The 22,152-nt window shown below is 71.2% G+C and carries 22 protein-coding genes; 13 read left to right on the top strand and 9 right to left on the bottom strand.

Annotation, left to right across the window (positions count from 1 at the left end; all coding sequences use genetic code 11):
• The 3 genes from ACWDX9_RS41695 to ACWDX9_RS41685 all read right to left on the bottom strand — a co-directional run.
• Nucleotides 1-402, bottom strand: a 402-nt coding sequence (locus tag ACWDX9_RS41695) for an ABC transporter ATP-binding protein (RefSeq protein WP_449964637.1), incomplete at its 3' end; no start/stop codon positions are given.
• A gap of 32 nt (nt 403-434) precedes the next feature.
• On the bottom strand, nt 435-1,493 hold the full coding sequence (locus ACWDX9_RS41690; RefSeq protein WP_449964633.1) for an efflux RND transporter periplasmic adaptor subunit: 1,059 nt from the start codon (nt 1,491-1,493) through the stop codon (nt 435-437).
• Nucleotides 1,490-2,017, bottom strand: a complete 528-nt coding sequence (locus tag ACWDX9_RS41685; RefSeq protein ID WP_449964630.1) for a hypothetical protein — start codon at nt 2,015-2,017, stop codon at nt 1,490-1,492. Before ACWDX9_RS41685 ends, ACWDX9_RS41690 begins: the two co-directional genes overlap by 4 nt.
• 154 nt (nt 2,018-2,171) lie before the next feature.
• On the opposite strand from ACWDX9_RS41685, the gene ACWDX9_RS41680 reads away from it, so the two are divergent.
• Genes ACWDX9_RS41680 through ACWDX9_RS41670 form a run of 3 tightly spaced genes read left to right on the top strand, consistent with a single transcriptional unit; the run spans nt 2,172 to nt 4,624 of the window.
• Nucleotides 2,172-2,825, top strand: coding sequence for a response regulator transcription factor (locus tag ACWDX9_RS41680; RefSeq protein WP_449964627.1), 654 nt, complete (start codon nt 2,172-2,174; stop codon nt 2,823-2,825).
• Nucleotides 2,822-3,994, top strand: a complete 1,173-nt coding sequence (locus ACWDX9_RS41675) for a sensor histidine kinase (protein ID WP_449964624.1) — start codon at nt 2,822-2,824, stop codon at nt 3,992-3,994. Before ACWDX9_RS41680 ends, ACWDX9_RS41675 begins: the two co-directional genes overlap by 4 nt.
• Before the next feature lie 33 nt (nt 3,995-4,027).
• A complete protein-coding gene (locus tag ACWDX9_RS41670; protein ID WP_363969552.1) occupies nt 4,028-4,624 on the top strand; it encodes an NUDIX hydrolase in 597 nt (198 codons plus the stop codon).
• A 57-nt stretch (nt 4,625-4,681) separates the two neighbouring features.
• On the opposite strand, the gene ACWDX9_RS41665 is transcribed toward ACWDX9_RS41670, so the two are convergent.
• Nucleotides 4,682-6,361, bottom strand: a complete 1,680-nt coding sequence (locus tag ACWDX9_RS41665) for a TROVE domain-containing protein (RefSeq protein WP_449964620.1) — start codon at nt 6,359-6,361, stop codon at nt 4,682-4,684.
• Between the two features lie 803 nt (nt 6,362-7,164).
• On the opposite strand from ACWDX9_RS41665, the gene ACWDX9_RS41660 reads away from it, so the two are divergent.
• The 6 genes from ACWDX9_RS41660 to ACWDX9_RS41635 all read left to right on the top strand — a co-directional run bounded on the left by ACWDX9_RS41660 (nt 7,165) and on the right by ACWDX9_RS41635 (nt 12,438).
• Complete coding sequence (locus ACWDX9_RS41660; RefSeq protein ID WP_435054297.1) at nt 7,165-7,776, top strand: 1-acyl-sn-glycerol-3-phosphate acyltransferase; 612 nt, start codon at nt 7,165-7,167, stop codon at nt 7,774-7,776.
• 57 nt (nt 7,777-7,833) lie between these two features.
• Nucleotides 7,834-9,411, top strand: a complete 1,578-nt coding sequence (locus ACWDX9_RS41655) for a penicillin-binding transpeptidase domain-containing protein (protein ID WP_449964617.1) — start codon at nt 7,834-7,836, stop codon at nt 9,409-9,411.
• A gap of 47 nt (nt 9,412-9,458) precedes the next feature.
• Nucleotides 9,459-10,655: a M24 family metallopeptidase gene (locus ACWDX9_RS41650; RefSeq protein WP_449964614.1), complete on the top strand. Its 1,197-nt coding sequence runs from the start codon at nt 9,459-9,461 to the stop codon at nt 10,653-10,655.
• A 32-nt stretch (nt 10,656-10,687) separates the two neighbouring features.
• On the top strand, nt 10,688-11,074 hold the full coding sequence (locus ACWDX9_RS41645) for a hypothetical protein (RefSeq protein WP_449964611.1): 387 nt from the start codon (nt 10,688-10,690) through the stop codon (nt 11,072-11,074).
• A complete protein-coding gene (locus ACWDX9_RS41640) occupies nt 11,075-11,656 on the top strand; it encodes a TetR/AcrR family transcriptional regulator (RefSeq protein ID WP_449964608.1) in 582 nt (193 codons plus the stop codon).
• Between the two features lie 221 nt (nt 11,657-11,877).
• Nucleotides 11,878-12,438, top strand: coding sequence for a MerR family transcriptional regulator (locus ACWDX9_RS41635; RefSeq protein WP_449964606.1), 561 nt, complete (start codon nt 11,878-11,880; stop codon nt 12,436-12,438).
• A gap of 168 nt (nt 12,439-12,606) precedes the next feature.
• On the opposite strand, the gene ACWDX9_RS41630 is transcribed toward ACWDX9_RS41635, so the two are convergent.
• Nucleotides 12,607-14,766 (bottom strand): tetratricopeptide repeat protein, encoded by a 2,160-nt coding sequence (locus tag ACWDX9_RS41630; protein ID WP_449964603.1) that lies wholly within the window; start codon nt 14,764-14,766, stop codon nt 12,607-12,609.
• 1,045 nt (nt 14,767-15,811) lie between these two features.
• Between ACWDX9_RS41630 and ACWDX9_RS41625 the strand changes: the two genes are divergently transcribed.
• The 3 genes from ACWDX9_RS41625 (at nt 15,812) to ACWDX9_RS41615 (ending at nt 17,849) form a co-directional block, all read left to right on the top strand.
• Nucleotides 15,812-16,456 carry a GntR family transcriptional regulator gene (locus ACWDX9_RS41625; protein WP_449964601.1) on the top strand — a complete coding sequence of 215 codons (645 nt, stop codon included), beginning with the start codon at nt 15,812-15,814 and terminating at the stop codon, nt 16,454-16,456.
• Entirely contained in the window at nt 16,453-16,920 is a 468-nt protein-coding gene (locus ACWDX9_RS41620) for an OsmC family protein (RefSeq protein WP_449964599.1), read from the top strand. The genes ACWDX9_RS41625 and ACWDX9_RS41620 overlap by 4 nt, the downstream gene beginning before the upstream one ends.
• 95 nt (nt 16,921-17,015) lie before the next feature.
• A complete protein-coding gene (locus ACWDX9_RS41615) occupies nt 17,016-17,849 on the top strand; it encodes a polysaccharide deacetylase family protein (protein ID WP_449964597.1) in 834 nt (277 codons plus the stop codon).
• Nucleotides 17,850-17,904: 55 nt separating this feature from the next.
• Here ACWDX9_RS41615 and ACWDX9_RS41610 read toward each other — a convergent pair whose 3' ends face one another.
• The 3 genes from ACWDX9_RS41610 to ACWDX9_RS41600 form a co-directional block, all read right to left on the bottom strand.
• Nucleotides 17,905-18,876 carry an MASE1 domain-containing protein gene (locus ACWDX9_RS41610; protein WP_449964595.1) on the bottom strand — a complete coding sequence of 324 codons (972 nt, stop codon included), beginning with the start codon at nt 18,874-18,876 and terminating at the stop codon, nt 17,905-17,907.
• A 341-nt stretch (nt 18,877-19,217) separates the two neighbouring features.
• The gene (locus ACWDX9_RS41605) at nt 19,218-19,808 is read right to left on the bottom strand and encodes an alpha/beta fold hydrolase (RefSeq protein ID WP_449964640.1); all 591 of its coding nucleotides are present in this window, start codon (nt 19,806-19,808) and stop codon (nt 19,218-19,220) included.
• A 215-nt stretch (nt 19,809-20,023) separates the two neighbouring features.
• Entirely contained in the window at nt 20,024-20,932 is a 909-nt protein-coding gene (locus ACWDX9_RS41600) for an NADP-dependent oxidoreductase (protein ID WP_449964592.1), read from the bottom strand.
• A gap of 144 nt (nt 20,933-21,076) precedes the next feature.
• Between ACWDX9_RS41600 and ACWDX9_RS41595 the strand changes: the two genes are divergently transcribed.
• Nucleotides 21,077-21,661 carry a TetR/AcrR family transcriptional regulator gene (locus tag ACWDX9_RS41595; RefSeq protein WP_449964589.1) on the top strand — a complete coding sequence of 195 codons (585 nt, stop codon included), beginning with the start codon at nt 21,077-21,079 and terminating at the stop codon, nt 21,659-21,661.
• A gap of 151 nt (nt 21,662-21,812) precedes the next feature.
• Here the strand turns inward: ACWDX9_RS41595 and ACWDX9_RS41590 are convergent.
• On the bottom strand, nt 21,813-22,152 hold a 340-nt coding region (locus ACWDX9_RS41590), incomplete at its 5' end, for a DUF4097 family beta strand repeat-containing protein (RefSeq protein ID WP_449964586.1).

The raw sequence follows: 22,152 nt of genomic DNA, 5'->3' as shown, positions 1-22,152 counted from the left end.
CCCGACCCGGTCCAGCGCGGCGGCTGCGCGTTCGCGGCGGGCGCGGCGGCCCGTGCCGGTGTAGAGCAGGCCGTCGGCGACGTTGTCGAGCGCGCTGACGCCGGGCGAGAGGTGGAACTGCTGGAAGACGAACCCCAGGGTGCGCGAGCGCAGCCCGGACAGCTCCCGGTCCGACAGGGTCGCGACGTCGTGACCGGCGACGCGCACGGTGCCGGAGGTGGGGCGGTCGAGGGTGCCGATCATGTGGAGCATGGTGGACTTGCCCGATCCGGACGGGCCGACGATGGCCAGCAGGTCTCCCCGGTCGATGGTCAGGTCCACGCCGCGCAGGGCGTGCACGTCTCCGGCGTACGTCTTGGTCACCCCGCACAACTCGACGATGCCGTTCACTGGGCCGTTCACTGGGCCGTTCACTGGGCCGTTCACTGGACCGTTCACTGGACCGGCACCCCGACCTTCATGCCCTCGGCCAGCCCTTCGCCCTTGATCTCGACCAGGCCTCCGCCGAACGCCCCGGTCTCGACCGCCACGATCCGGCTCGCCGCGCCCTCCGCCACCTCGACCCCGAAGCCGCCCTCGCGCAGCGCCAGCAGCGCCTCGACGGGCACCGCCAGCACGTTCGCGTGCCGCGCGCTGGCCATCTCCACCTCGACCGGCGCCTGGTCCAGCTTCGTCCGCGGCGGCTTGGCGAGGGTGATGTCCACGTCGATGGTGGTGGTCGCGTCCCGTTCGGATCCGGAGGACTCCGCGACCGTCCCGACCGACGTGATCCGGCCGGCGGCCCGCTCGCCGCCGGGGAGGGTGACCGTGACCTTGGCGCCCTTGCGGGCCAGCGACTGGTCGCCGGTGTCCAGGTCCACGTGTACCAGGCGGCGGATGCCACTCACCGTGAGCGCCTGCTGTCCCGGGGCGGTCCTGGCGCCGATCTCGGCCTTGGCGTCGGTCACGCGTACGGCGGCCGGCTGGAACACGACCTGGGCCGCGTCCACCCGCCCGCTCTCCTCCAGTCCCCTGTCCTCCTGCCAGTCCTTGACCGCCTGCTCGGTGGCGTAGCTGAAGTGGTCGTCCACGGTGAGGTAGTCGCCGTACCCGAGCGCCTTGAGGTTGCGCTCCAGCTGCTCAACGTCCGGCCCGTCGGACACGCGGCTCTGCAGGGTCCGGTACAGCGGCAGGCTGCCGTACATGAGCACGAGCGGCCTGCGGTCCACCTTGAGCAGCGGGCGGCCGCGGCGGACCACCGCTCCCTGGGCGGCCACCCACGTCACGGTGCCGGAGGCGCCCGAGGCGATCCGGCGCTCCCCCGCGTAGGTGAGGGCGCCGTCCACGGTCTTGGTCTCCACCAGGTCCTGCCGGGTGATGTCCGCGGTGGCCGGGACCGGGGGTCTGGCGGGTGTGGCGGCGCCGGGGACGCCGTCGTTCATGACGGCCACCGCGGTCCACGTCGCGGCGACGGCCAGGACGGTGCCGCCGCTCAGCAGGATCCCCTTCCTCATGACGTTTCCCCTGGCTTCTTGCCGCCGCCGGGCGCGTACTGCTCGCAGGCCTTGTGCGCGGCCTCGACCTTCTGCTGCGAGCCGTTCTTGATCTCGAAGCGCATGCCCTCGCCGGGCTTGGGGTCGGGCATGTCCACGCCGTGCTGGCGCATGCACTGCGCGAACTTGACCATCTGGTCGTAGTCCTGCTGGCTGGGCGTGTGGTCGCGGACGACGGCGTCCATGATGGGCTGGCAGGCCTTCTGGGCCTTGTCCATCTTGTCGCGGCCCACGCTCTTGGGGACCTCTACCTTCAACTGGCCGTTCTGTGGATCGGGGACGTCGATGCCGTGCTCGCGCATGCACTGCGCGAACTTCAGCTGGGCCTCCTGCGGGTCCATCGACGCCGACGGGGAGGCCGTGGCCCCGGCGGACGAGGTGCCGCCGCCGGCGCTGGCCACGCCGTCGTCCTTGGGCGCCGTGCCGCCGCACGCGGCCAGCGCCAGCGTGAGCGGGACGGCGACCAGCAACAGCCGTATATTCATGACATTCACTCCTCCGCGCCCGGGGTCCTTCGCCCGGGGTGCGGCCTCACTCCAGCCCATGGGGTGCTAGAACCGGATAAGCCCGGTCCGGCGCGTTTATCCGGCCCTAACACGTGATCCGTCACGCTCGGGTGCCAGAGGAAAGGGGCCGGCGATGCGGGTGCTTGTCGTCGAGGACGAGGAACGGCTGGCGGACGCGGTCGCGCACGGGCTCCGGCTGCAGGCGATCGCCGTGGACGTGGCCTACGACGGGCAGGACGCCCTGGAGCGGGCCGCGTACGTGGACTACGACGTGGTGGTGCTCGACCGGGACCTGCCCGAGGTGCACGGCGACGACGTGTGCCGGCGGCTGCGCGAGGGCGGCGGGGGCGGCCGGGTGCTCATGCTGACCGCGGCGGGACAGATCCGCGACAAGATCGACGGGCTGTCGCTGGGCGCGGACGACTACCTGGTCAAGCCGTTCGCGTTCGCCGAGCTGGTGGCGCGGGTGCGGGCGCTGGCCCGCCGCTCGCCCCGCTCCGCGACGCCCCCGCTCGAACGCGGCGGCATCGCGCTCGACCCGTCCCGCCGCACGGTCACCAGGGACGGGCGGCCGGTGTCGCTGAACCGCAAGGAGTTCGACGTGCTGCGCGTGCTGCTCGGCGCGGGCGGCGAGCTGGTCACCTCCGGCGAGCTGCGCAGGAGCGTCTGGGACGAGCACGCCGACCCCGGCACGGGCGCGCTGCGGGTCACGATCACGTCGTTGCGCAAGAAACTCGGCGTGCCGTCGGCGATCCTGAACGTTCCCGGCAAGGGGTACCGGCTTTGATCGTCGACCGGGGCCGGTCGTGGTGGAGCAGCAGGCGGCTGCGGCTGCGGCTCACGCTGCTGTACGGCGGCCTGTTCTTCGTGGCCGGGTCGATCCTGCTCTGGCTCACCTACCTCACCACCGGCCAGGCGCTGAACCAGCAGTTCGTCACCGGCTTCCGGAAGATCCAGAACGCGCCCGCGGACGTGGCCGCGGCGCGACCGATGGTCGAGGACGTCATCTTCCAGGGCGACGTCGAGAACCGGGCCGGCAATGTACTCAGCGAGGTGGTCCGCTCGTCCATGCTCGTGATGCTCCTGATCGGCGTGGTCGCGCTCGTGCTCGGCTACGTGGTGGCCGACCGGGCGCTGCGCCCGCTCGACCAGGTGACGGAGGCGGCGCAGCGGCTGTCGGAGAGCACCCTGCACGAGCGCATCGGGCTGCAGGGCCCGCCCGACGAGGTCAGGCGGCTGGCGGACACGTTCGACGCGATGCTGGAGCGGCTGCACCGGGTGTTCGACGCGCAGCGGCGGTTCATCGCCAACGCCTCGCACGAGCTGCGCACGCCGCTGGCGATCAACCGTACGGTGCTGGAGGTGTCGCTGGAGGAGCCGGCCGCGTCGGAGGACCTCAAGGCGCTGGCCAGGGCGCTGCTCGGCACGAACGCCCGCTACGAGCGGCTCATCGAGGGCCTGCTGCTGCTCGCGCAGTCGGAGCAGGAGCTCACCGTGCGCAAGCCGGTGGACCTGGAGCAGGTCGTGCGCACCGTGCTGGAGCAGATCGACCTGCAGTCGCGCAAGCGGCCCGTCACGCTCCACCAGGACCTGCGGCCGGTGCTGGTCGAGGGGGATCCGCTGTTCCTGGAGCGGTGCGTGTTCAACCTGCTGGAGAACGCGATCAAGCACAACGTGCGCGACGGCGAGATCTGGCTCGCGCTGCGGCGGCAGGGCGGCGACGCGGTGGTCACGGTGCGCAACACCGGGCCGGCGGTGCCGCCGTACGAGGTGGACGACCTGTTCGAGCCGTTCAGCCGGCTCCACGGCGACCGGGTGCGCTCGTTCAAGGGCGCGGGGCTGGGGCTGTCGATCGTGCGGGCCATCGTGCGCGCGCACGGCGGCCAGGTCACCGCGGCCGCCCGGCCGGAAGGCGGGCTGAGCGTCACCGTACGGCTGCCGCGCAGCCCGTCGTGAGACCCGTCCGGACGCCCGTGACATCCTTGAAGTGTGCTGTCGCCAATCGACGTGCTGCAGGAGCAGATCAGGTCCCATTTGACCGCCTTCGACCGCCGGCAGGTCCCGCCCACCGGCGGGGTGCGCAGGGCCGCCGTCACCGTGTGCGTCCTGGAGGACGCCGAGCGGGTCCCGTACACGATCCTGATCAAGCGGGCCGCCCACGGGCGCAACCCGGGTCAGTGGGCGCTGCCCGGCGGGCGCCTGGACGACGGGGAACGCCCCGTGGACGCGGCGCTGCGCGAGCTCGCCGAGGAGACGGGCGTCACCGGGGTCGAGGTGGCCGGGATGCTCGACGACTTCGTCACCGACTCCGGCTTCGTGATCACGCCGGTGGTGGCGTTCGGCGGCGTCCAGCAGCCGGTGGCCGATCCGCGCGAGGTCGCCTCGGTGCACGACGTGCCGCTGGAGTGGTTCCTGGCGCCGGGGGTGCCGCGCTGGCGCGGGAAGATGCTGCAGATGCCGCTGGGGCCGTCCATCGTGGTCCACGCGCCGACGGGGGCGATCCTGTGGCAGTTCGCCGAGGTGGCGCTGCGCGGCCGCGAGCAGCGGGTCTTCGACGTGAAGCAGCCGCGCTGGACGAGGACCTGACCGGGCGCTCCCGGTCAGGTCCAAAGCGTCCTACGCGTCCTGCGCGTCCTACGCGTCCTACGCGCGGACGAACGCGTTGACGACCATCGGCAGCGACGCGTCCAGGCCCGCCACGTTCAGCACGCCCTCGTCGCCGGGGTCGCCGATCGAGTGGCCCACGGCGGTCATCGCCGCGACGACCACGCGCGCGTCCGCCGCCACGGTGCGGCGGTAGGCGCCGAGCTCCTGCGAGGGGTGGGCGCGCCCCGCCCATGTCTCGTTGTCGGTGAACACCACGATGCCGTCCACCGCCATCCGCTGCTCGCGCGCCCAGCGGAACGGCAGCGACAGGTCGGTGCCGCCGCCGGACGGCCGCCAGGAGCCGATCTCGCGCAGGTTGGTGCGCGGGGTCACCTTCGAGGCGTGGACACTGGTGTCGACGTCGATGACGTGCACGTTCCCCTTCTCGATGCGGGCCAGCATGACCGCCATCGCGCAGCCCACCTCGTACGGCGAGCCGATCTTCGAACCGCCGACCACGACGTCGCCGCCGTGCCAGCCGCCCGACATCGACCCGGAGGAGTCGACCGCGACCAGCAGCCGCCGGCCCGTCGGCCGGACGGCGCCGAACGCCAGCTCGTACGTCTCCTCCAGCGCGTCGCGGATCGCCGGGACCGGCGCCCACGTGTGCGCGTCGGCGCGCGGGTTGGGCTGGGCGCGGCCCGAGCCGTACACGCGCAGCGCCAGGAACGCGTCCATCGGGTGGATGCGCGCCCGCAGCAGCGCGTCGCGGTCGGTGAGCCGGGCGACCGCGCGCCGGGTGGCCTCGCCCGTCAGGGTGAGCGTGCCGATCCGCGTCATGCGGGCCAGGTTGCGCAGCAGCGCGGTCATGCCGATCGTGTCGACCAGCGCGTCCCACACCTCCGGGTCCCTCAGCACGGCGTCCGGCAGGAACTCCCACGGCACCTTGCGCTCGGTCACCACCTGGATCGCCTCGCGCGCCGTGGTGACGGCCTTGGCGCTCAGGAACCGGTCCACCGACTCCAGCGTCTCGCGCGCCTGCTCGTCGGAGACGTTGCCGGCGATCCAGCCGAACAGCCGCGCCCGCTGCGGGCCGTCCGCCTTGGGGTGGGCGATGCGCAGGACGTCGCGCAGGTCGAACGTCTCACCCTGCGGCGTCCTGCGCTGGCGGGCCTTGCACACCTTGAACGCGACGTCGTCGGGGCTGCCGGTGGTGAACCAGGAGGCGAGCGCCGTGCGCAGCGAGCGGCCGGTGACCGGCGCGGTGCCGCGCGCGGTCGGCTTGCCGCCGAGGTTCTTGTAGTAGCCGAAGAAGGAGGCGAGGTGGTCGGTCGTGCGCGCCACCTTGGGCAGGGCGAGCTTGGCCGCCTGCCGGGTGGCCGCGTCGCCGCGGGCGTAGGCGGCGGCCAGCGCGAACAGCGCCGGGCGCTGCTTGGGAGCGCGCGGCGGGCGGGCGGTCGAGATGCCGGTGAGCAGCTCGACGACGCGCGGGCCGTCCTCGGCGATCGCCTCGAACAGCGCGGCGGCGTTGCCGGCGGTCAGCTGCTCCTGCGACACGTAGTAGGTGCCGCCCGTGGTGCCGAGGATCAGGAAGTCCTCGACGCGCTGCCACAGGTCCTTCTCGAAGACGAAGCCGCCCGCCGCGTTGCGCACCTGGTCGGTGCGGCCGGGCAGCGGCTGGGTCTGCGGCGTGGCCAACGCGGAAACACCGGCGAGGGGGTCACGGTTTCGCGCCATAGTTTTCACCTCGTACGTCTCGACCCGCCCGAATGGCGGATATGCAGAAAAAAATAGGGGCGGATGTGGAAATGCCGACCGGCTTTTTACGGCGCGCTGCCACTACGCGACGCGCGGGCGCACCCGCGCGGCGGGGAGTCGAACCCCGCGCCTCCGGCACCCGAAGCGATAACCGGCCTGCTTCGACCCGCCCCCGAGGCTCGGACAGGGCACGGATATGTGGACGTCCACCGGCGTTGGCGCTCTGCCGACTGAGCTACCGGAGCGTTGGCCCCGGGCAGGACTCGAACCTGCGACTCCCCATTAAAAGTGGTAACCGACGAACTTCGACCCGTGCCCTCACCGAGTCTCACTGACATTGTGGATTCAACACGGAATGCCAATGGGAGCTCAAATCATTTTCCCGATCTCATCGAGGGGCGAGCGGGACCGCGCTCACCGTGCGTGACCGGGACGAACCGGACCTCCGGGGGTCGAAGATCGCCAAGCTCAGGTCACGTGTCGCCCATGAGGGGGGCGCGATTACCCCCATGCCCGGACCGTGTGCTTAACTCGAGTTGCCGATGTGGTCTGTGTCCCCCGGGCCGCAAATTACCGCCTTCACGGAATACCGTTCGGCTGGAGCCGTGTTGTGCACCTCGCCGAGGAGGCGACCGCCACATCGGCCTTAACGACTTTTCCAGGCGTCCCGCCCACCGGCGGGGCGCCTGCTTTATGGTGGGGTGGCCGACCGGCCCGATGATCAGGAGAGCTCGTTGCTGTACGAAGTGGTCAAGTTCGCCGCCGCGCCGCTCGCGAACGCGATGTGCCGGCCGCACATCTCGGGCGCGGCGCACGTGCCCAGGAGCGGGCCCGCGATCCTGGCCGCCAACCACCTGTCGATCCTCGACTCGTTCCTGCTGCCCGCGCTGCTGCCGCGGCACGTGACCTTCACCGCCAAGAACGAGTACTTCGACGGCAACCCGGTCTCCGGCTTCTTCATGCGCCTGGGCGGCAGCCTGCCGATCGACAGGGAGAGCGCGCACGCCGCCCAGACCATGCTCGACTCCGCCGCGGACCTGCTGGAGCGCGGCGAGCTGTTCGGCATCCACCCGGAGGGCACCCGCTCCCCCGACGGCCGCCTCTACCGCGGCAAGGTCGGCGTGGCCTGGCTGACGCTCAAGACGGGCGCCCCGGTGCTGCCGGTGGCGCTCAGCGGCACCGAGAGGGTGCTGCCGGTCGGCTCGAAGGTGCCCAGGCCCGCGCGGATCGGCATCGCCATCGGCGAGCCCATGCGGTTCGAGGGCGATCACACCAAGGCCCGCGACCGGCGGCGGGTGACCGACGAGATCATGGCGGCCATCCAGAAGCTGTCCGGGCAGGAATACGTGCCGACCTACGCCGCCAGCTTCAAGGCGGCCAACGGCGTGTCATGACAATGTCGTCGAGGATCAGGGGGATCTAGCGTGGCGCGTGGTCGTACCATCGCGATCGTGTCCGGCGCCACCGTGCTCGCGGTGGGGGCCGCGGCCGGTGGCGCGTACTACCTGCTGCACACCAGAGGGACGCCCGCCGAGACGGCGCAGCGCTTCTCCGCCGCATGGCAGGCCGGCAACTGGGCCGCCATGGGGGCGGAGCTCGCCAAACCACAGCAGCTCAACGCGTACGACCAGCAACGCAGCGCACTCGCCGTCGAGTCCACGGACATCAAGCTCGGCAAGATCACCGAGACCGGCGACAACCGGGCCAGCGCCCCCTACACCGCGACCCTGAACCTCAAGAACATCGGCAAGTGGTCCTATCAGGGCCAGATCGACCTCATGGTGGCCGACCGCACCTGGAAGGTCGACTGGAAGCCCGCCACGCTGTACCCGTCGATGACCGCCGGGGCCGAGTTCAAGCTCAAGACGCGCTGGCCCGACCGCGCCGAGATCACCGACGCCCAGGGAGACCGGATCGACACGGGCGCGGTCGGCGGGTCGGTGCAGCAGCTCGTCGGCTACCTCGACAAGGCCGGTAAGAAGGACGTGGCCAAGCTGGGCTCCTCCTACAAGGTCGGCCAGGCGATCGGGCGCGGCGGGCTGCAGGAGACGTTCCAGAAGCGGCTGGCGGGCACGCCCGCCACCGAGATCCAGCTCGGCGACAAGACGCTGGAGACCATCGAGGGCAGCGACGGCGAGCCCGTCCAGACCACGCTCGACCCGCGCGCGCAGGCCGCGGCGGTGGGCGCGGTCAAGGACATGAAGAAGCCCACGTCGATGGTGGCGATCAAGCCGTCCACGGGCGAGATCCTGGCCGTGGTCAACAACCAGGGCGGCTTCAACCGCGCGCTGGACGGCCGCTACCCGCCCGGCTCGACGTTCAAGGCGATCACGGCGATCGGCCTGCTGGCGGCCGGGATGTCGCCGTCGGACACGGTGACGTGCCCGATGTACGCGACCATCGGCGGGCTGAAGGTCCGCAACTCCGACAAGGAGGCGTTCGGGTCGCTGTCGTTCCTCGACTCGTTCGCCCACTCGTGCAACACGACGTTCGCGCCGCTGGCCGAGCAGAAGCTGGGCGCCGACAAGCTGCTGAAGACGGCCGAGGACGTCGGCTTCAACCAGCCCCTGAACATCGGGGTCCCGGCCACCAAGGCCAGCTTCCCCCGGGCCCAGTCCGACGCCGAGCTGGCCGCTGAGTCGTTCGGGCAGGCCAGGATCACGGCCAGCCCGCTGACGATGGCCTCGGTGGCCGCCGCCATCGCGGACGGCACGTGGCGGCCGCCGACGCTGGTGCCCTCGCTGAAGCAGAAGGCCACCGAGCGCCCGCTGCCCGACGGGGTCAAGGAGCCGCTGCAGTCGATGATGGCGGCCGTGGTGTCCAAGGGCACGGCCAAGGCGGCCGGCCTGCCCGCCGGCACGCACGGCAAGACCGGCACGGCCGAGTTCGGCACCGGCGACGACCTGGACACCCACGCCTGGTTCATGGGTTTCAAGGAGGACGTGGCGTTCGCGGTGGTCGTGGAGGGCGGCGGCGCGGGCGGCAAGGTCGCGGCGCCGGTGGCGGCGTCGTTCCTCAAGGGGCTCTGACGGCCGCGACCAGGTGAACCGGCCTCCGACCTGGGCAGAACTCGGTTGTGCTGGGGATCGGTGGCAAGGAGTACGCGGCGCGGCAGGCGGCCATGGGGCGGCTGGCCGCGCGGGCGGGGTTCCGCGGGGTGGTGGCCTGGTCGAGAGGCGGTTCGGCGCAGGACCATTACGCCGACGTCTACTACCTGACGGGCTTCTACCAGCACCAGCCGTTCGTCCCCGACTTCCCCGGCCACTGGCGGGCGCGGGGCCACGCGGCCGTGGTCCTGCCCGTGGACGACCCTCCTCTGAGCGAGCACAACGCCGTCCTGCTGACCAACTCCGGGGACCTCCAGGAGCCCCGGCCGGCGGCGCGGGTCCATGTGACGCCCGATCTCGTGGACGCCCTGGCCGAGCAGATCAGGGAGTCGATCCGGCCGGGCCGGGTCGCGTTGATCGGCTACGAGGCGATGGCCGCGCCGTGGTGGTGCCGGCTGCGCTCGGTGCTGCCGGGGCACGAGTTGGTGTGCGCCGACGACATGGCCTGGGAGGCGCGCCGGATCAAGAGCCCCGCCGAGCTTGACCTGCTGCGCGCCTCGGGGGCGCTCGGGGTGCGCGCGGTGTCCGCCGCCCGGGAGGCCGCGGTACCGGGCGCCACCGAGGCCGACGTGGCGGCGGCCGCGATCGCCGAGATCGTCCGGGCGGGCGGCGCCTACTCCGGCATGGGCATCTCCTCCGGCGCCGAGTCCTACACCTTCGCCGCCTCCGGCCCGACGCCCTACTCCGCCGACCGGCGGCTGGCCGAGGGCGACCTGATCAGGATCGACCTGTACGGCTCCGTGCGCGGCTACCTGTTCGACCTGGCCCGTACGTGGGTCGTCGGCGGCGAGCCGACCACGGAGCAGCGGCGGCTGCTGGAGGCGGTGCGGGAGAGCGTCCTGGCCGGGATCGAGCTGCTGCGGCCCGGCCGGCGCTTCGGCGAGGTGGCGCGGCGGTGCCGGCAGGTGTTCGAACGGTCGGCGTTCGCCGTTCACCACGGGCTGCCCTGGTCGGAGACGGACGGCCTCTGGGGCCACGGGCTCGGCCTGTCGCTGGAGCCGCCGTGGATCACCGAGGGCGGGCCGGACGCAGACGGCCTGATCGAGGCCGGTATGTGCCTGGCGCTGGAGCGCAGGATCGCGATGCATTCCGTGGGGGGCGCCAGCCATGAGGAGGACGTCATCGTCACCGACTCCGGCCCCGAAGTCATCACCCGCGACCCTTGAGACTTGTTATCCAGCTGTGTAAATTTACTCGTATGGATAATAACGTGTGGGCTCCCGTCCGGGCCCTCTTCGTGGCCGTGCTCGTCATCTCCGTCGCGACCCTCGGCGTGGCGGCCCTCATCGGCGGCAACTGGGTGGTGTGGCTCCGCGGCGCCGCCGTGGCCGTGGCCGCCGCCTGGCTCGTCGCCCTGGCGGGACAGGCCTCCCGGGGAAAGAGATCGGCCTACGTACGCATCCGCTTCGTCACCATCGCCGCCCCCATCGGGATCGTGCTCATCCTCGTCGCCCCGGACAGCGGCTATCCCGGCTGGATGAAGGCGGAGCAGGCCGTGGTCGGCGTGCTGGTCGCCGCCGTGGCCCTCCTCGTCAACCGTCGTGCCGTACGGCAGGCGTTCCCGAAGCGTGGCAAGCTGGGCTGAATGCAGAGCTCTGCCCCCCGCCGGGCGGCCACCGAGGCCCGCAAAGCACAGATCGCCTCCGCCACGATCGCCGTGCTGGCGCGGCGCGGCTACGCGGAGACCACGTTCGAGGCCATCTGCGAGCAGGCGGGGCTCAGCAGCAAGCGGCTGATCTCCTACCACTTCTCCAGCAAGGACCAGCTGTTCGAGGCCGTCGTCCGCCAGGTCGTCGAGGACGCGGCCGCCTTCATGCGCCCGGCGCTCGACGCCGCCTCCGGGGCGCGCTCCCAGCTCGAGGCGTTCATCAGGGCGAACATCGCCTTCATCGCCGCCCATCCCGAGCACGTGCGGGCGGTGCAGCAGATCGCGTTCAACCAGGTGCCCGTGGGCGGCGAGGAGCAGGACGCCGCGGTCGCCAGGCTGGCGGCGCTGTTCGCGGAGGGGCAGCGGGCGGGGGTGTTCCGAGAGTTCGACGGGGTGTTGATGGGTACGACTCTGCGCGCGTCCATCGACGGGGTGGCCGACCGCCTCGTCAAGGGCCTCGACCCGGATCGGTGCGCGGACGAACTGGTCGAGATCTTCGACCGCGCGACACGCGCCTGACCTCGCGGGTCACCGCGAAGCGGAGGTGCACTCACGCCCGGCCTCGCGGCTCGACGGGCCATGACCACGGAATGGTCGATACCGTAGATTCGTCCTCGGGTGGCGTGGCCGGTCGGCTCGGCTCGGCTCGGCGTTGGCCGGACCGGGGCCGGCACCCGGTCCGTGGGCCGCACGTCGAGCTGGGACAGCGCCCAGCGGTGGTGTTGGCGATTGGAGGCGCGGTGAGCCATGACCCATCCGGCCAGACCGTGCGGTCGGCCGAACTGACGTACGACCTGGGTTATCACGGGTTGCTTGAGCGTCTTCGATCTCACGGACGCCAGTCAACGGCTTCCGGTGCCCTTGAAGCCGAGCCGGACGAGCTGTTGACGATCGGCGAGCTGGCCAGGACGACCGGTGTGGCCACCTCGGCGTTGCGCTACTGGGAAGAGCTCGGCCTGCTCCCCGCCCCGACCCGGGTCTCGGGCCAACGGCGCTACCCCACCTCGGCGTTGGCGATCGTCGGCCTGATCCTGTCGTTGCAGGACGCGGGTTTCTCGCTGCGCGAGCTGAAGGTGCTCATCACCTCTCGTTACGAAGACGTCGACGCCTGGCGCGAGCTCCATGAGCGCAAGCTCGCCGAGCTCGACGAACGGATCGCCCAGGCGCAGGCCGCGCGCACCGCCATCGCCCACGGCCTGGCCTGCGGGCACCCGGAGGGCATCTTCCACTGCCCCACCTTCGCCCGCGTCATCGCCGCCCGCCTCGCTGGATCCCCCCTCCACGAGGCCCACTCCCACTGACCACCCACCCCACGGGCACCCCACCACCGGCCACCCACCCCACGGGCGCCTCATCACAACATCGACCCCACCGACCACCCACCTCACGGGCGCCCCCACTACAACACCACCCCACCCCACCGACCACCCACCTCACGGGATCCCTCTCCACGACACCCACCCCACCGATCACCTCAGCCGGAGGCTTCGGCGGGCGCGCTCCAGGTCGTCTCTGGCGGCCTTGGTCAGCGTCTGCTCGGGACCCATGACGGACTCGAACCGGTTCACGACCCATTCGTACTCGGCGAGCGCGTCCGCGATCCGTCCCGTTGCCTCGTACGCCGTGGCCAGGCCGTGCCGGGTGATCAGCGTGTCGGGATGGTCGGCGCCCAGCAGCCGCGCCTGTTGCCCGGCGACGTGCTCGTACAGCTGGACGGCCTCATCGGCCCTGTCCGCCGCCTTGTAGGCGCGCGCGAGCTGTCCTTTGACGACCCAGGTATCGGGATAGTCGTGATCGAAGAGCCGCTCGTGATCGGCTATCAGCCGCTGGAACAGCTCGATGCCGCGCTCGGGCCGGCCGCCCTCGACGTTGGTGTACGCCTGGAAATAGCGCGCCGCGAGCAGGGTGGGATGGCCGGGTTCGAGTGCCCGCTCCTGGTCGGCCACCACCTGCTCGATCATCGGCACCGCCTCCGGCGCCCTGCCTCCCATCGTGTACGAGAAGGCGACCGACGCGCGTGACCACAACGTATCCGGATGATCGTCACCGAGGACGCGGGAGCGATCGGCCGCGACACGCTGGTAGAGGGCGGCGGCCTTCATCGCCTGACCGGCGTACTCGAAGGCGTGCGCCAGCGTGTGCAGGGCCGCGAGGGTGTCCGGGTGCTCAGCGCCCAGGAGCCTCTCGCGCCCCCTGACGACGGCTTCGGCGACCGGGACGGCCCGGAGCCCGTCGTTGAGATAGACCAGATGGGAGGCCACGACGTGGCGGACCCGCAGCACGAGCTCGGCCGCCGCGCGCAGGTGCGCGAACTCGTCGTCGGGGATCTGCTCGACGGCCTCCCACAAGGCCGCCGCGTGCTCGGACACCGCCATGATCGTGGGGAACTTCCGCCAGGTGTCCTGGTCGGAGACGTCCTCGACCGCCACGCACAGCCGTTGCCCGGCTGTCTCGATCAGCTCGGCCAGGGTGCGGTCGCGTCCGGCCTGATCGCGTACCGCGCGCCGGACGAGGCGGTGGACGAACGCGGTCGTGTCGCTCCGGCTGAAGGTGACCAGCGATCGGGCGCCCAGCTCGGCCAGAGCCGGTTCCGCCTGCGGGCCGAGCAGCTCGAACCCGACGCCGGAGGTCGACAGCACGGACAACTCTCCGAGCAGGCGCGCGGCCGCCGGGCCGGTCTGCCCGACCGACATCATGATCGCCTGTGCGACTCCGGTGGGGTACGGCTCCCCGCGAGGCCGCGCGAGAAGCACCTCGATGGGGGTGGCGTGCAGCCGCCCCAGATAGGACTCGCACGACAGGCGCGGCGGGCCGACCAGGGCGGCTGCGGCGATGCCCAGGGCCAGCGGCAGGCGGTCCAGTTCCTCGGCAAGCAACCGGAAGCCGCCGTCGTCCGCGCCCACCCGCGCGCGGAGGTACTTCACCGCCTCGGCCTCCGTGAACTGCTCCACCGCAACCATCGTGGCGAGCCGTTCGAACGAATGATCATTGGTGGTGATCAGCACGCGAGCCCGGCCGTGCGACGGGAGCAGCGGCGCGAGCAGATCGGGGTCCGTCCCGTTGTCGAACACGACCAGATACGGCTCGCGCCGCTCCTGAAGCCAGGCTCTGACCTTGCGGGCCACGGTCGCCGGGTCGTCCGCGTCGCTGCGTAACCCGGCTTCGGTGGCCAGCTGATCCACGGAACCGTGAAGCTGGTCGACGGTCTCGGCGTGCAGCCACGCCACCGGGATGCCGCGTTCGATGCAGCGCCGGGCATAGGCGGCCGCCAGGTGGGTCTTGCCCACGCCGCGTCCCCCGACCAGCGCGCACACCGCCGCCGTGCGGCGGGCGGCGAACAGCTTGTCGATGCGTTCGCTCAGATCCGAACGCGGCTGGAAGGCCTTCGGCTCGCGCGGCACGTCACCGACCGTACGCGGGTCCCGCTTCGAACCGGGCGGCGGGCCGGCGCCCGGTTCCGCCTGCCCGGCCCAGATGGCGAGCGGCGTTCCGGGGAGCAGGACGACCAGACCGACGACGATGCTCGTGCTGTCCAGTCCGAGCCCGTTCGCCACACAGATCCACCAGGCGAGAACCCCGGCCGTCGACGGCAGCGTCGCCGCGATCACGACCTTGAGCCAGCGCGGCATCTCAGCCCTTTCTGCGCGAGAACGGTTCTGTGATGAATCGGAAGGCCGTACTCGACGAGTGTCACACGCCGCCATCACCTTGTCGCGGGCCGATCACGGGAGGGCTCGCCGCAGGCGCCGGAAGCCACGAGGTCCCAGATCCCCCTCGGGCGAGACCCGGACCGACGAAGCCGTCCCCGAACTCGCGGCGCCCCTCACCTCGAACACGGTCGCCATCGAGGACGCAGCCGAGCTTGATCTCGTGGGCCAACGTACAAAGAGCCGACCAGGCAACCCCCGGCGCGCCGACCTCACCCCCGTCCCCGACCCCACAACCCGCGACACCGCCAACCTCACTCCCGCCGCCAACCCGACGACCCCGGCACCGCCAACCTCGCTTCCGCCGCCAACCCGACGACCCCCGGCACCGCCAGCCTCACTCCCGTCGCCAACCCGCAACTCCCTGCGCAGACGACCTCGCCCCCGCTGCCAGCCAGGCGACCCTCGGCGCCGCCAACCTCACCAACTGCCAGACCGGCAACCCTCGACGCCGCCAACCTCGCTTCCGCCCCAACCCGACAACCCCCGGCACCGCCGACCCCACTTCCGTCCCGACAACCCCCGGCACCGCCGACCCCACTTCCGTCCCGACAACCCCCCGGCACCGCCGACCCCACTTCCGTCCCCAACCCCGCCCCCCGCACCACCAACCTCATTCCACCGCCAGACCCGCAACCCTCAACCACCTCAACGCAACCCCACAACCACCGCTATCGCCAATCTCGCCCCCTGCCGACGGCCAGCAGGACCCGTCTGCGGGCCGTGGGACGGGACGCGCCCGTGCCCGGGGGCACCTGCGACCCGGATACCCCGGCCGGTCCGGTCTCCCGCAACTCCGGCGCCGCCGAGCCCCACCGCCGCACCCAGCCCCACAACTCCTGGTGCGGCTGGCCTCGCTCCCGTCTGTCCACAACCGGGAGCGATCGCGCTTGCCCGCCAAACAGAGCCGGGTTGCATACGTTGTGTCCATTGCATGCAATGCATGCCGTCCGCTAACCTGATCCGCATGCAGACCGATGTGGCGCGGAGGCGGCTGAGGGAGTTGATCCTCGACGGCACGTACCCGCCCGGTGCGCGGTTGACCGAGGTGGAGATCGCGGCTGCCCTGGACATGAGCCGCACCCCCGTCCGCGAGGCGCTCCGCGCGCTGACCGCCGACGGGCTCGTGCAGCCCTCCGGGCGCGGCGTGGTGGTCGTGGCGTTGGAGCAGGGCGACCTGAACGAGGCGTACCAGGTGCGGGCGGCGCTGGAGGCGCTCACCGCCGAGCTGGCCGCGATCCGTCAGCGCGAGGGCCGCATCGCCCCCGCCGACCTCGCCGCGCTCCGTGAGATCGCGATCGAAACCGCCACCGCCACCGCCGAGGGGCGGTTGGCCGAGGCCGTACGGCTCAACCGCCGCTTCCACCGGGTGATCGCCGAGCTGGCGGGCAACTCGATGGCGTTGCACGCGCTGGAACGCATCTGGGATCAGATCCAGGTGTCCACGTTGCGCTCGCTGGCGCCACCGTCGCGACCCGCGTACGTGTCGGGCCAGCACGAGGAGCTCGTCGCCGCGATCGTCCTGGGCCGCCCGGAGGAGGCCGCCAGGGTCGCCCGCGCACACGTACTCGACACCCGTAACATCACCCACAGCGAGGAGGACGAAGCATGACCCGCGAGCACACGTACCCGGTCGTGGTGACCTGGACCGGCGACAAGGGCACCGGCACCAGCGGCTACCGTGACTACGGCCGCGAGCACGAGCTGACCGCCGAGGGCCCGCCCGCCATCGCGGCCAGCTCCGACCCGGCCTTCCGCGGCGACCCGACGCGCTGGAACCCGGAGCAGCTCCTGGTCGGCTCGCTGTCCCAGTGCCACATGCTGTCGTACCTGCACAAGTGCGCCACGGCGGGCATCATCGTCACCGAGTACGTCGACAACGCGGTCGGGACCATGGCCGAGACCGCGGACGGCGGCCACTTCACCGAGGTGGTGCTGCATCCCTCGGTCACTGTGACGTCGCCCGAGATGGCCGATGCCGCCGGCAAGCTGCACGAAGACGCGCACAAGTCATGCTTCATCGCCAGTTCCGTGAACTTCCCGGTACGCGTCGAGCCGACCATCCGCGCCGTGTAGCCGCAGGTTCGTCCCGGGTGGGCAGGCGCCTGCCCCGTACGGCCGATGCTTGAAATCGGTTGGATGTCGCCCTTCGCGCCCGGCAGGCTTGGAGCATGAACGATCTCCCCGGGTTCGAGCCCGACGCGCGCCTGCTGATCGTGAACAGCGACGACTTCGGAATGCACCGGGCGATCAACGACGCGGTCGTGCGCTCGATCGAGGAGGGGATCTCGGGCTCGTGCAGCCTGATGACGCCCTGCCCGGGGGCGGAGCACGCCATGCGGCTGCTGCGCGAACGGCCGGAGATCCCGTTCGGGATCCATCTGACGTTGGTGTGCGACACGCCTCGCCGCAGGTGGGGGCCGCTGACGCCCAAGGAGGAGGTGCCGTCGCTGCTCGATGCGGCGGGTGAGCTGTTCACGCCCGATCGCATACCGGAGCTGCTCGCCCGGGCTCGCCTCGACGAGGTGGAGCGCGAGTTCCGCACGCAGATCGCCGCCGTGACCGATGCCGGGCTGGCGCCCACCCACCTGGACTGGCACTGCCTGGCCGATGGCGGGCGCGCCGACGTTTTCGACCTGACGGTGGCGCTGGGCCAGGAATACGGCCTGGCGGTGCGGGCCTGGCTCGACCCGGCCCGCCAGAAGGTACGGGCGCGCGGGCTGCCGGCGGTCGACCACGACTTCCTGGACAGCTTCCGGCTCGAACTCGACGGCAAGGCGGCCACGTACGCCAGGCTGCTGCGCGAGGTGCCGGTCGGGCTGAGCGAATGGGCCGTACATCCGGGACTCGGGGACGAGGACGCGCAGGCGATCGAGCCCGACGGGTGGCGCGTGCGGCGGACCGACTACGAGTTCCTCACCTCCCCCGAGGCCCGCGAGATCCTGCGGAGCGAGGGGATCGTCGTGCTCGACTACCGGGTCCTGCGGGAGATCTGGGTGAAATGACGCTGCTGATCTCCCAGGCCGAAGTCGAAGGCGTGCCGCAGCGCCGATCGTCCGGCTACTGCGACCGATCCCTGCTCCGTTCTCCAGCACGTGGGGGCGGCAGCCGGATGACCAGCTTCTTGTCGCGGGAAAGCCGGTGCGCCACCTCATTGAGCCGGGCGCAGACGTCCTTGATGTTCTGGTGGGCCTTGTCGCGCTCGGCGATGATCGCGGCGAGCAGCAGCGCGGTCAGCGCAGCGGAGCCGTTGAAGGCCTGGAGGGCGACCATGTTGAGGAGGAGGTCGTGCTGGGCGAACGGGCCGGAGTGGCGCGCGGCGGAGACGATCGCCACCGTCGACGTGATCAGCGCGCACGCCGCGGCCCCGAGGAGTTGGAAGCGCAGCGCTGACCAGATCAGGAAGGGGAACACGAGGAAGAGCAGGTTGATGGGGCCCGCGGTCGCCACGAACGTGACGAGGAAGGTGCCCAGCAGCAGCGCCGCCCCTTCGACCCAGCGCAGCGGGTGGGCGTCCCGCGGAATCTGGGTCGTGCGGCTCGCGAGCAGGAACGGCGTGACCACGAGCACGCCCATCGCGTCGCCCGTCCACCACACCGACCACGCGGGCCAGAACTCGCTGGGCCTCAGCCCGCCGGCGAGCAACAGCGAGCCGGCGCCCACGGTCGCGCTGACCAGCATCCCGGCGAAGGCACCGAGGAACACCAGGGCGAGCGCGTCACGCAGCCGGTCCAGGTCGATACGGAAGCCCACGCGTTCGAGCAGGAGATAGGCGCAGACCGGCGCGAGCGTGTTCCCTGCGGAGATGCCCAGGACGGCGGCCATCGTCGGCCCGATCGACACGTTGGTCAGGAAGGCGCCGAGGGTGATGCCCGGCCAGATCCGGGGGCCGAAGATGAGCAGGGCGGCCAGCCCGATTCCCGTCGAGGGCCACAGCGGCGTCACCTGCCCTCGTACCAGCTGTAGTCGCAGCCCCAGCTTGGCGGCCACGAAATAGACGATCGCGACGGCGAGGATCTTCACGGCCGTCATGGCATGATCCCGTAGCCCATAGTGGACGGCGACAGCCCTCATAGGAACACCTCCGGCCTCGCCGAATCGGTGCCCGGTCTACACCGCGGCAACAGTCGTCTCTGCCTGTTCAGGCTCGAGTTCCGGCCTTTGGCGCGGCATGACCGGCCTTGTCTCAAAGCTAGTCATAGTCCGCCAGATGGGACTCAACTCCCGGTAATCGACATATACGTCAAAAGCGATATAGCCATAGAAAAGGGAAAGGATGCCCCGTCGCGGCTATGCGGACGCGTGGCTTGGCGCCGGATTCGGTACGGCGGTGGGGTGGCGCAGACGTGCCGATGTTCGCTGATGGTGTGCTTTCAGTGCTTGCCGAGGAAGTCGGTGATGAGCTGCAACCACTCGTCGGTTCGCTCCAGCATCGGCAGGTGGCCGCCGGCGATTTCGGCGAGTTGGGCGCCGGGGATGGTCTCGGCGAGCCGGCGGTGCAGGGCGGTGGAGGTGACCCAGTCGTCGGTGGTCGAGATGACCAAGGTGGGGACCCTGATGCCGGCCAGGTCGTCTCGGACGTCGACCCGGCCGGCCAGGTCGGCTTGCTCGGAGGAGCCGTCGGCTGCGGTGGCGGCGGCGAAGCCGAGGGTCTCCTGCAGTTGCTCGGACGACATCGACTCCAGCACCTGGGTGCCGAGGGCCATCATGAGCAGGAATTCGGCGAGCATCTCGCGGTCGCCGCACGCGGCGATCCTTCTCCAGACCGAGGAGGCAAGAGCGAGCCGGTTGTCGCGGTACGGGAAGCCGGCGGTCAGGACGAGCGCTGTGACGCGCTCGGGGTGGCGGGCGGCAGCGCGGATGGCGACCGGGCCGCCGAGGGAGAACCCGGACAGAGCGAACCGGTCGAGGCCCTCCGCATCGCCGGCGGCGACGAGTTGGTCGGCAAGGTCGTCGACGGACAGCGGGGAGGTGGAGCGGGGTCAGCCATCCTTCAGATGCGCCGGTCGGTGAGGATCTTGGTGCTGATGGGGCGGACGGCGGCGTGCTGGTGCCGGGCGCGTGGCTGCCCCGGACCTCGAAGGGTGCGGGCTCCATCGGTTTCCGCTGCTCGTGGCCGGTCGGTGGAGCGCGTCGGGGCCGCGGCCCCGTCGAGTTCGGGTGGGGTGGTGGCCAGAGGTCAGGGCAGGAGGACGATCTTGCCCCGGTTGCGGCGGGCTTCGATGTCGACGTGGGCCTGGGCGGCTTCGCGGAGCGGGTAGGCCCGCCGGACGGGGAGATCGAACGCGGCGGTGGCGATCAGGTCGGCCAGCCGCGGCAGTGCCTCGGGGAAGCGGTCCTCGGGGCTCATGCCGGTGAACCGCACGCCGTGCCGGGCGAAGGACGGGTCCGCGATGGTGATGACCTTGCCCGCATCGCCGACCAGGGTGACGGATTCGGCGAGCACGCCCGCGCCGCAGGCATCGAAGACAAAGTCCACGCCGCTCGGGGCCGCGCCCCTGACCCGCTCGGCCCAGCCCTCGCCGTAGCGCACGGTGGTCGCGCCGAGGCGATCGACCCGCTCGATGTCCTGCTCGGCGACTGTGCCGAGCACGGCGATGCCGCGGGCGGCGGCCAGTTGCACCGCGATGGTGCCGACGCTGCCGCTCGCGCCGTGGATCAGCAAGGTCTGGCCCTTGTCGATCCCCAGGTGCTCCAAGGCCCGGTAGGCGGCCTCGCCGACCGTGATCATGCCGGCCGCGGTCTCGTACGACAGCTGCTCCGGCTTGGCGAACGGCCGGTCCAGCAGCGCGTACTCGCTGTAGCCGCCCACCGAAGCGACGCCGAAGACCTCGTCGCCGACCGCGAAGCTCGCGCCCTCGCCGACCTTGTCGACCACGCCTGCCACGTCCCACCCAGGCAGGTGCGGGAACTCGACGGGGAAGGCGTCCTGCATGATCCCGGCGCGGATCCGCGCGTCGATCGGGTTGACGGCGGCCGCCCGTACCCGGATACGGATCTGACCCGGAGCCGGCTCCGGCGCCGGAACCTCCGACAGGGTGAGGACCTCCGGCCCGCCGTACTCGGAGAAGGTGATCGCAGTGGACATCAGGCACTTCCTGAGGAGAGGGAACCGCACACGCAAGAATCATCCAGTGCGTGTGATTACCCTCTCTATTTATCACACACGACGTATGATTTGAGCTGTGATGTCAATCACACACGGCGTGTGATTGACTGTTAGGGTGGTGGCATGGAGCAGCCGGTCCACCGCCGTCAGCCGACCCCGAGCAACCCGCGCGTGCAGCGCACCCGCAACCATGTGCTGACCATCGCGCGAGAACTGCTACCTGAGGTCGGACCGGCCGGGTTGACCTATGCCCTGCTGGCCGAGCGGGCGGACGTCACCCGCCAGACCCTCTACCGGCACTGGCCGAACCGAGCCGCGCTGCTCTTCGATCTCATCCTCGAAGGCCCCGACCTCGGCACCTACCCCGAACCGGGCAGCGACGTGCGCGCCGTGGCCACCGCCTGGCTGAAGAGCCTGCGCGCCGGCGTCAACGTCCCGGCCATGCGCACCGCCGTGCTGGCCGTCACCGCCCAGGCCGACCACGACCCCGACAGCGCCCAGGCACTCGTCCGCATCGGCGAAGACCGCCACGCCGCCTTGAACAAGCTGCTGGAGCCTTCGGGCGTACGGATCAGCGACGACGAATACACCCTGCTGTACGGGCCCGTCCTCGCCAGGCTCCTCCTCGACCGCGGCCAGGTCACCGACGCCTTCATCGACGCCGTCGTGGCCCAGTGGCTCACCACCCTGAACCCGATCGAGACCTGACCGCCGCAGGTCAACCGTTCGCGCCGTCCTCGTGCAGGGGCGCGACGGGCACCCTGGTCACTTGGAGCTGGAACGGCCCCGGTCCGCATGGATGGACCGGGGCCGTTCGTCGTCACCGGGCTTGACCTGCCTCTCCTTGGGAGGCCGCGGGTCACAGGCTGCGGGCGGTGATGTCGCCGTTGGAGGTGGTGGCGTGGATGTCGAGTTCGGCGGCGCCGTCGTTCTTGAGGGCGTTGGTGATACGGCCGTAGGTGGTGCCCGCGTCCAGCGCGGCCGAGACCCCGGCGGCGGCGGCGATCGCGATGTCGCCGGACTGGGTGCGGAGCACGACCTTGCCACCGCTGGCCTCGGCGATGCGAATGTCACCCCGTGCGGTGCTGATCTCCGCAGGACCGGCCAGCCGGCCGACCTCGACGTCGCCGTCGGTCGCGGTCAGGCGCAGGCTCGCGGTCTCCTCGAGCGTGATCTGGCGGTACGCGCCGTCGAAGGCG

This window comes from Nonomuraea sp. NPDC003201 (assembly GCF_053590415.1).
The sequence above is the reverse complement of the archived record's forward strand: the minus strand, read 5'-3'. Positions and strand labels throughout refer to the sequence as shown.

Bases quoted from the DNA above. Each gene is read 5' to 3' on its own strand.
- ACWDX9_RS41615 (WP_449964597.1), top strand. From the start codon at position 17,016: ATGAACGATCTCCCCGGGTTCGAGCCCGACGCGCGCCTGCTGATCGTG.
- ACWDX9_RS41680 (WP_449964627.1), top strand. From the start codon at position 2,172: ATGCGGGTGCTTGTCGTCGAGGACGAGGAACGGCTGGCGGACGCGGTC.
- ACWDX9_RS41665 (WP_449964620.1), bottom strand. From the start codon at position 6,361: ATGGCGCGAAACCGTGACCCCCTCGCCGGTGTTTCCGCGTTGGCCACG.
- ACWDX9_RS41610 (WP_449964595.1), bottom strand. From the start codon at position 18,876: ATGACGGCCGTGAAGATCCTCGCCGTCGCGATCGTCTATTTCGTGGCC.
- ACWDX9_RS41630 (WP_449964603.1), bottom strand. From the start codon at position 14,766: ATGCCGCGCTGGCTCAAGGTCGTGATCGCGGCGACGCTGCCGTCGACG.
- ACWDX9_RS41690 (WP_449964633.1), bottom strand. From the start codon at position 1,493: ATGAGGAAGGGGATCCTGCTGAGCGGCGGCACCGTCCTGGCCGTCGCC.
- ACWDX9_RS41660 (WP_435054297.1), top strand. From the start codon at position 7,165: ATGTGCCGGCCGCACATCTCGGGCGCGGCGCACGTGCCCAGGAGCGGG.
- ACWDX9_RS41625 (WP_449964601.1), top strand. From the start codon at position 15,812: ATGCAGACCGATGTGGCGCGGAGGCGGCTGAGGGAGTTGATCCTCGAC.
- ACWDX9_RS41595 (WP_449964589.1), top strand. From the start codon at position 21,077: ATGGAGCAGCCGGTCCACCGCCGTCAGCCGACCCCGAGCAACCCGCGC.
- ACWDX9_RS41685 (WP_449964630.1), bottom strand. From the start codon at position 2,017: ATGAATATACGGCTGTTGCTGGTCGCCGTCCCGCTCACGCTGGCGCTG.
- ACWDX9_RS41600 (WP_449964592.1), bottom strand. From the start codon at position 20,932: ATGTCCACTGCGATCACCTTCTCCGAGTACGGCGGGCCGGAGGTCCTC.
- ACWDX9_RS41645 (WP_449964611.1), top strand. From the start codon at position 10,688: ATGGATAATAACGTGTGGGCTCCCGTCCGGGCCCTCTTCGTGGCCGTG.
- ACWDX9_RS41640 (WP_449964608.1), top strand. From the start codon at position 11,075: ATGCAGAGCTCTGCCCCCCGCCGGGCGGCCACCGAGGCCCGCAAAGCA.
- ACWDX9_RS41620 (WP_449964599.1), top strand. From the start codon at position 16,453: ATGACCCGCGAGCACACGTACCCGGTCGTGGTGACCTGGACCGGCGAC.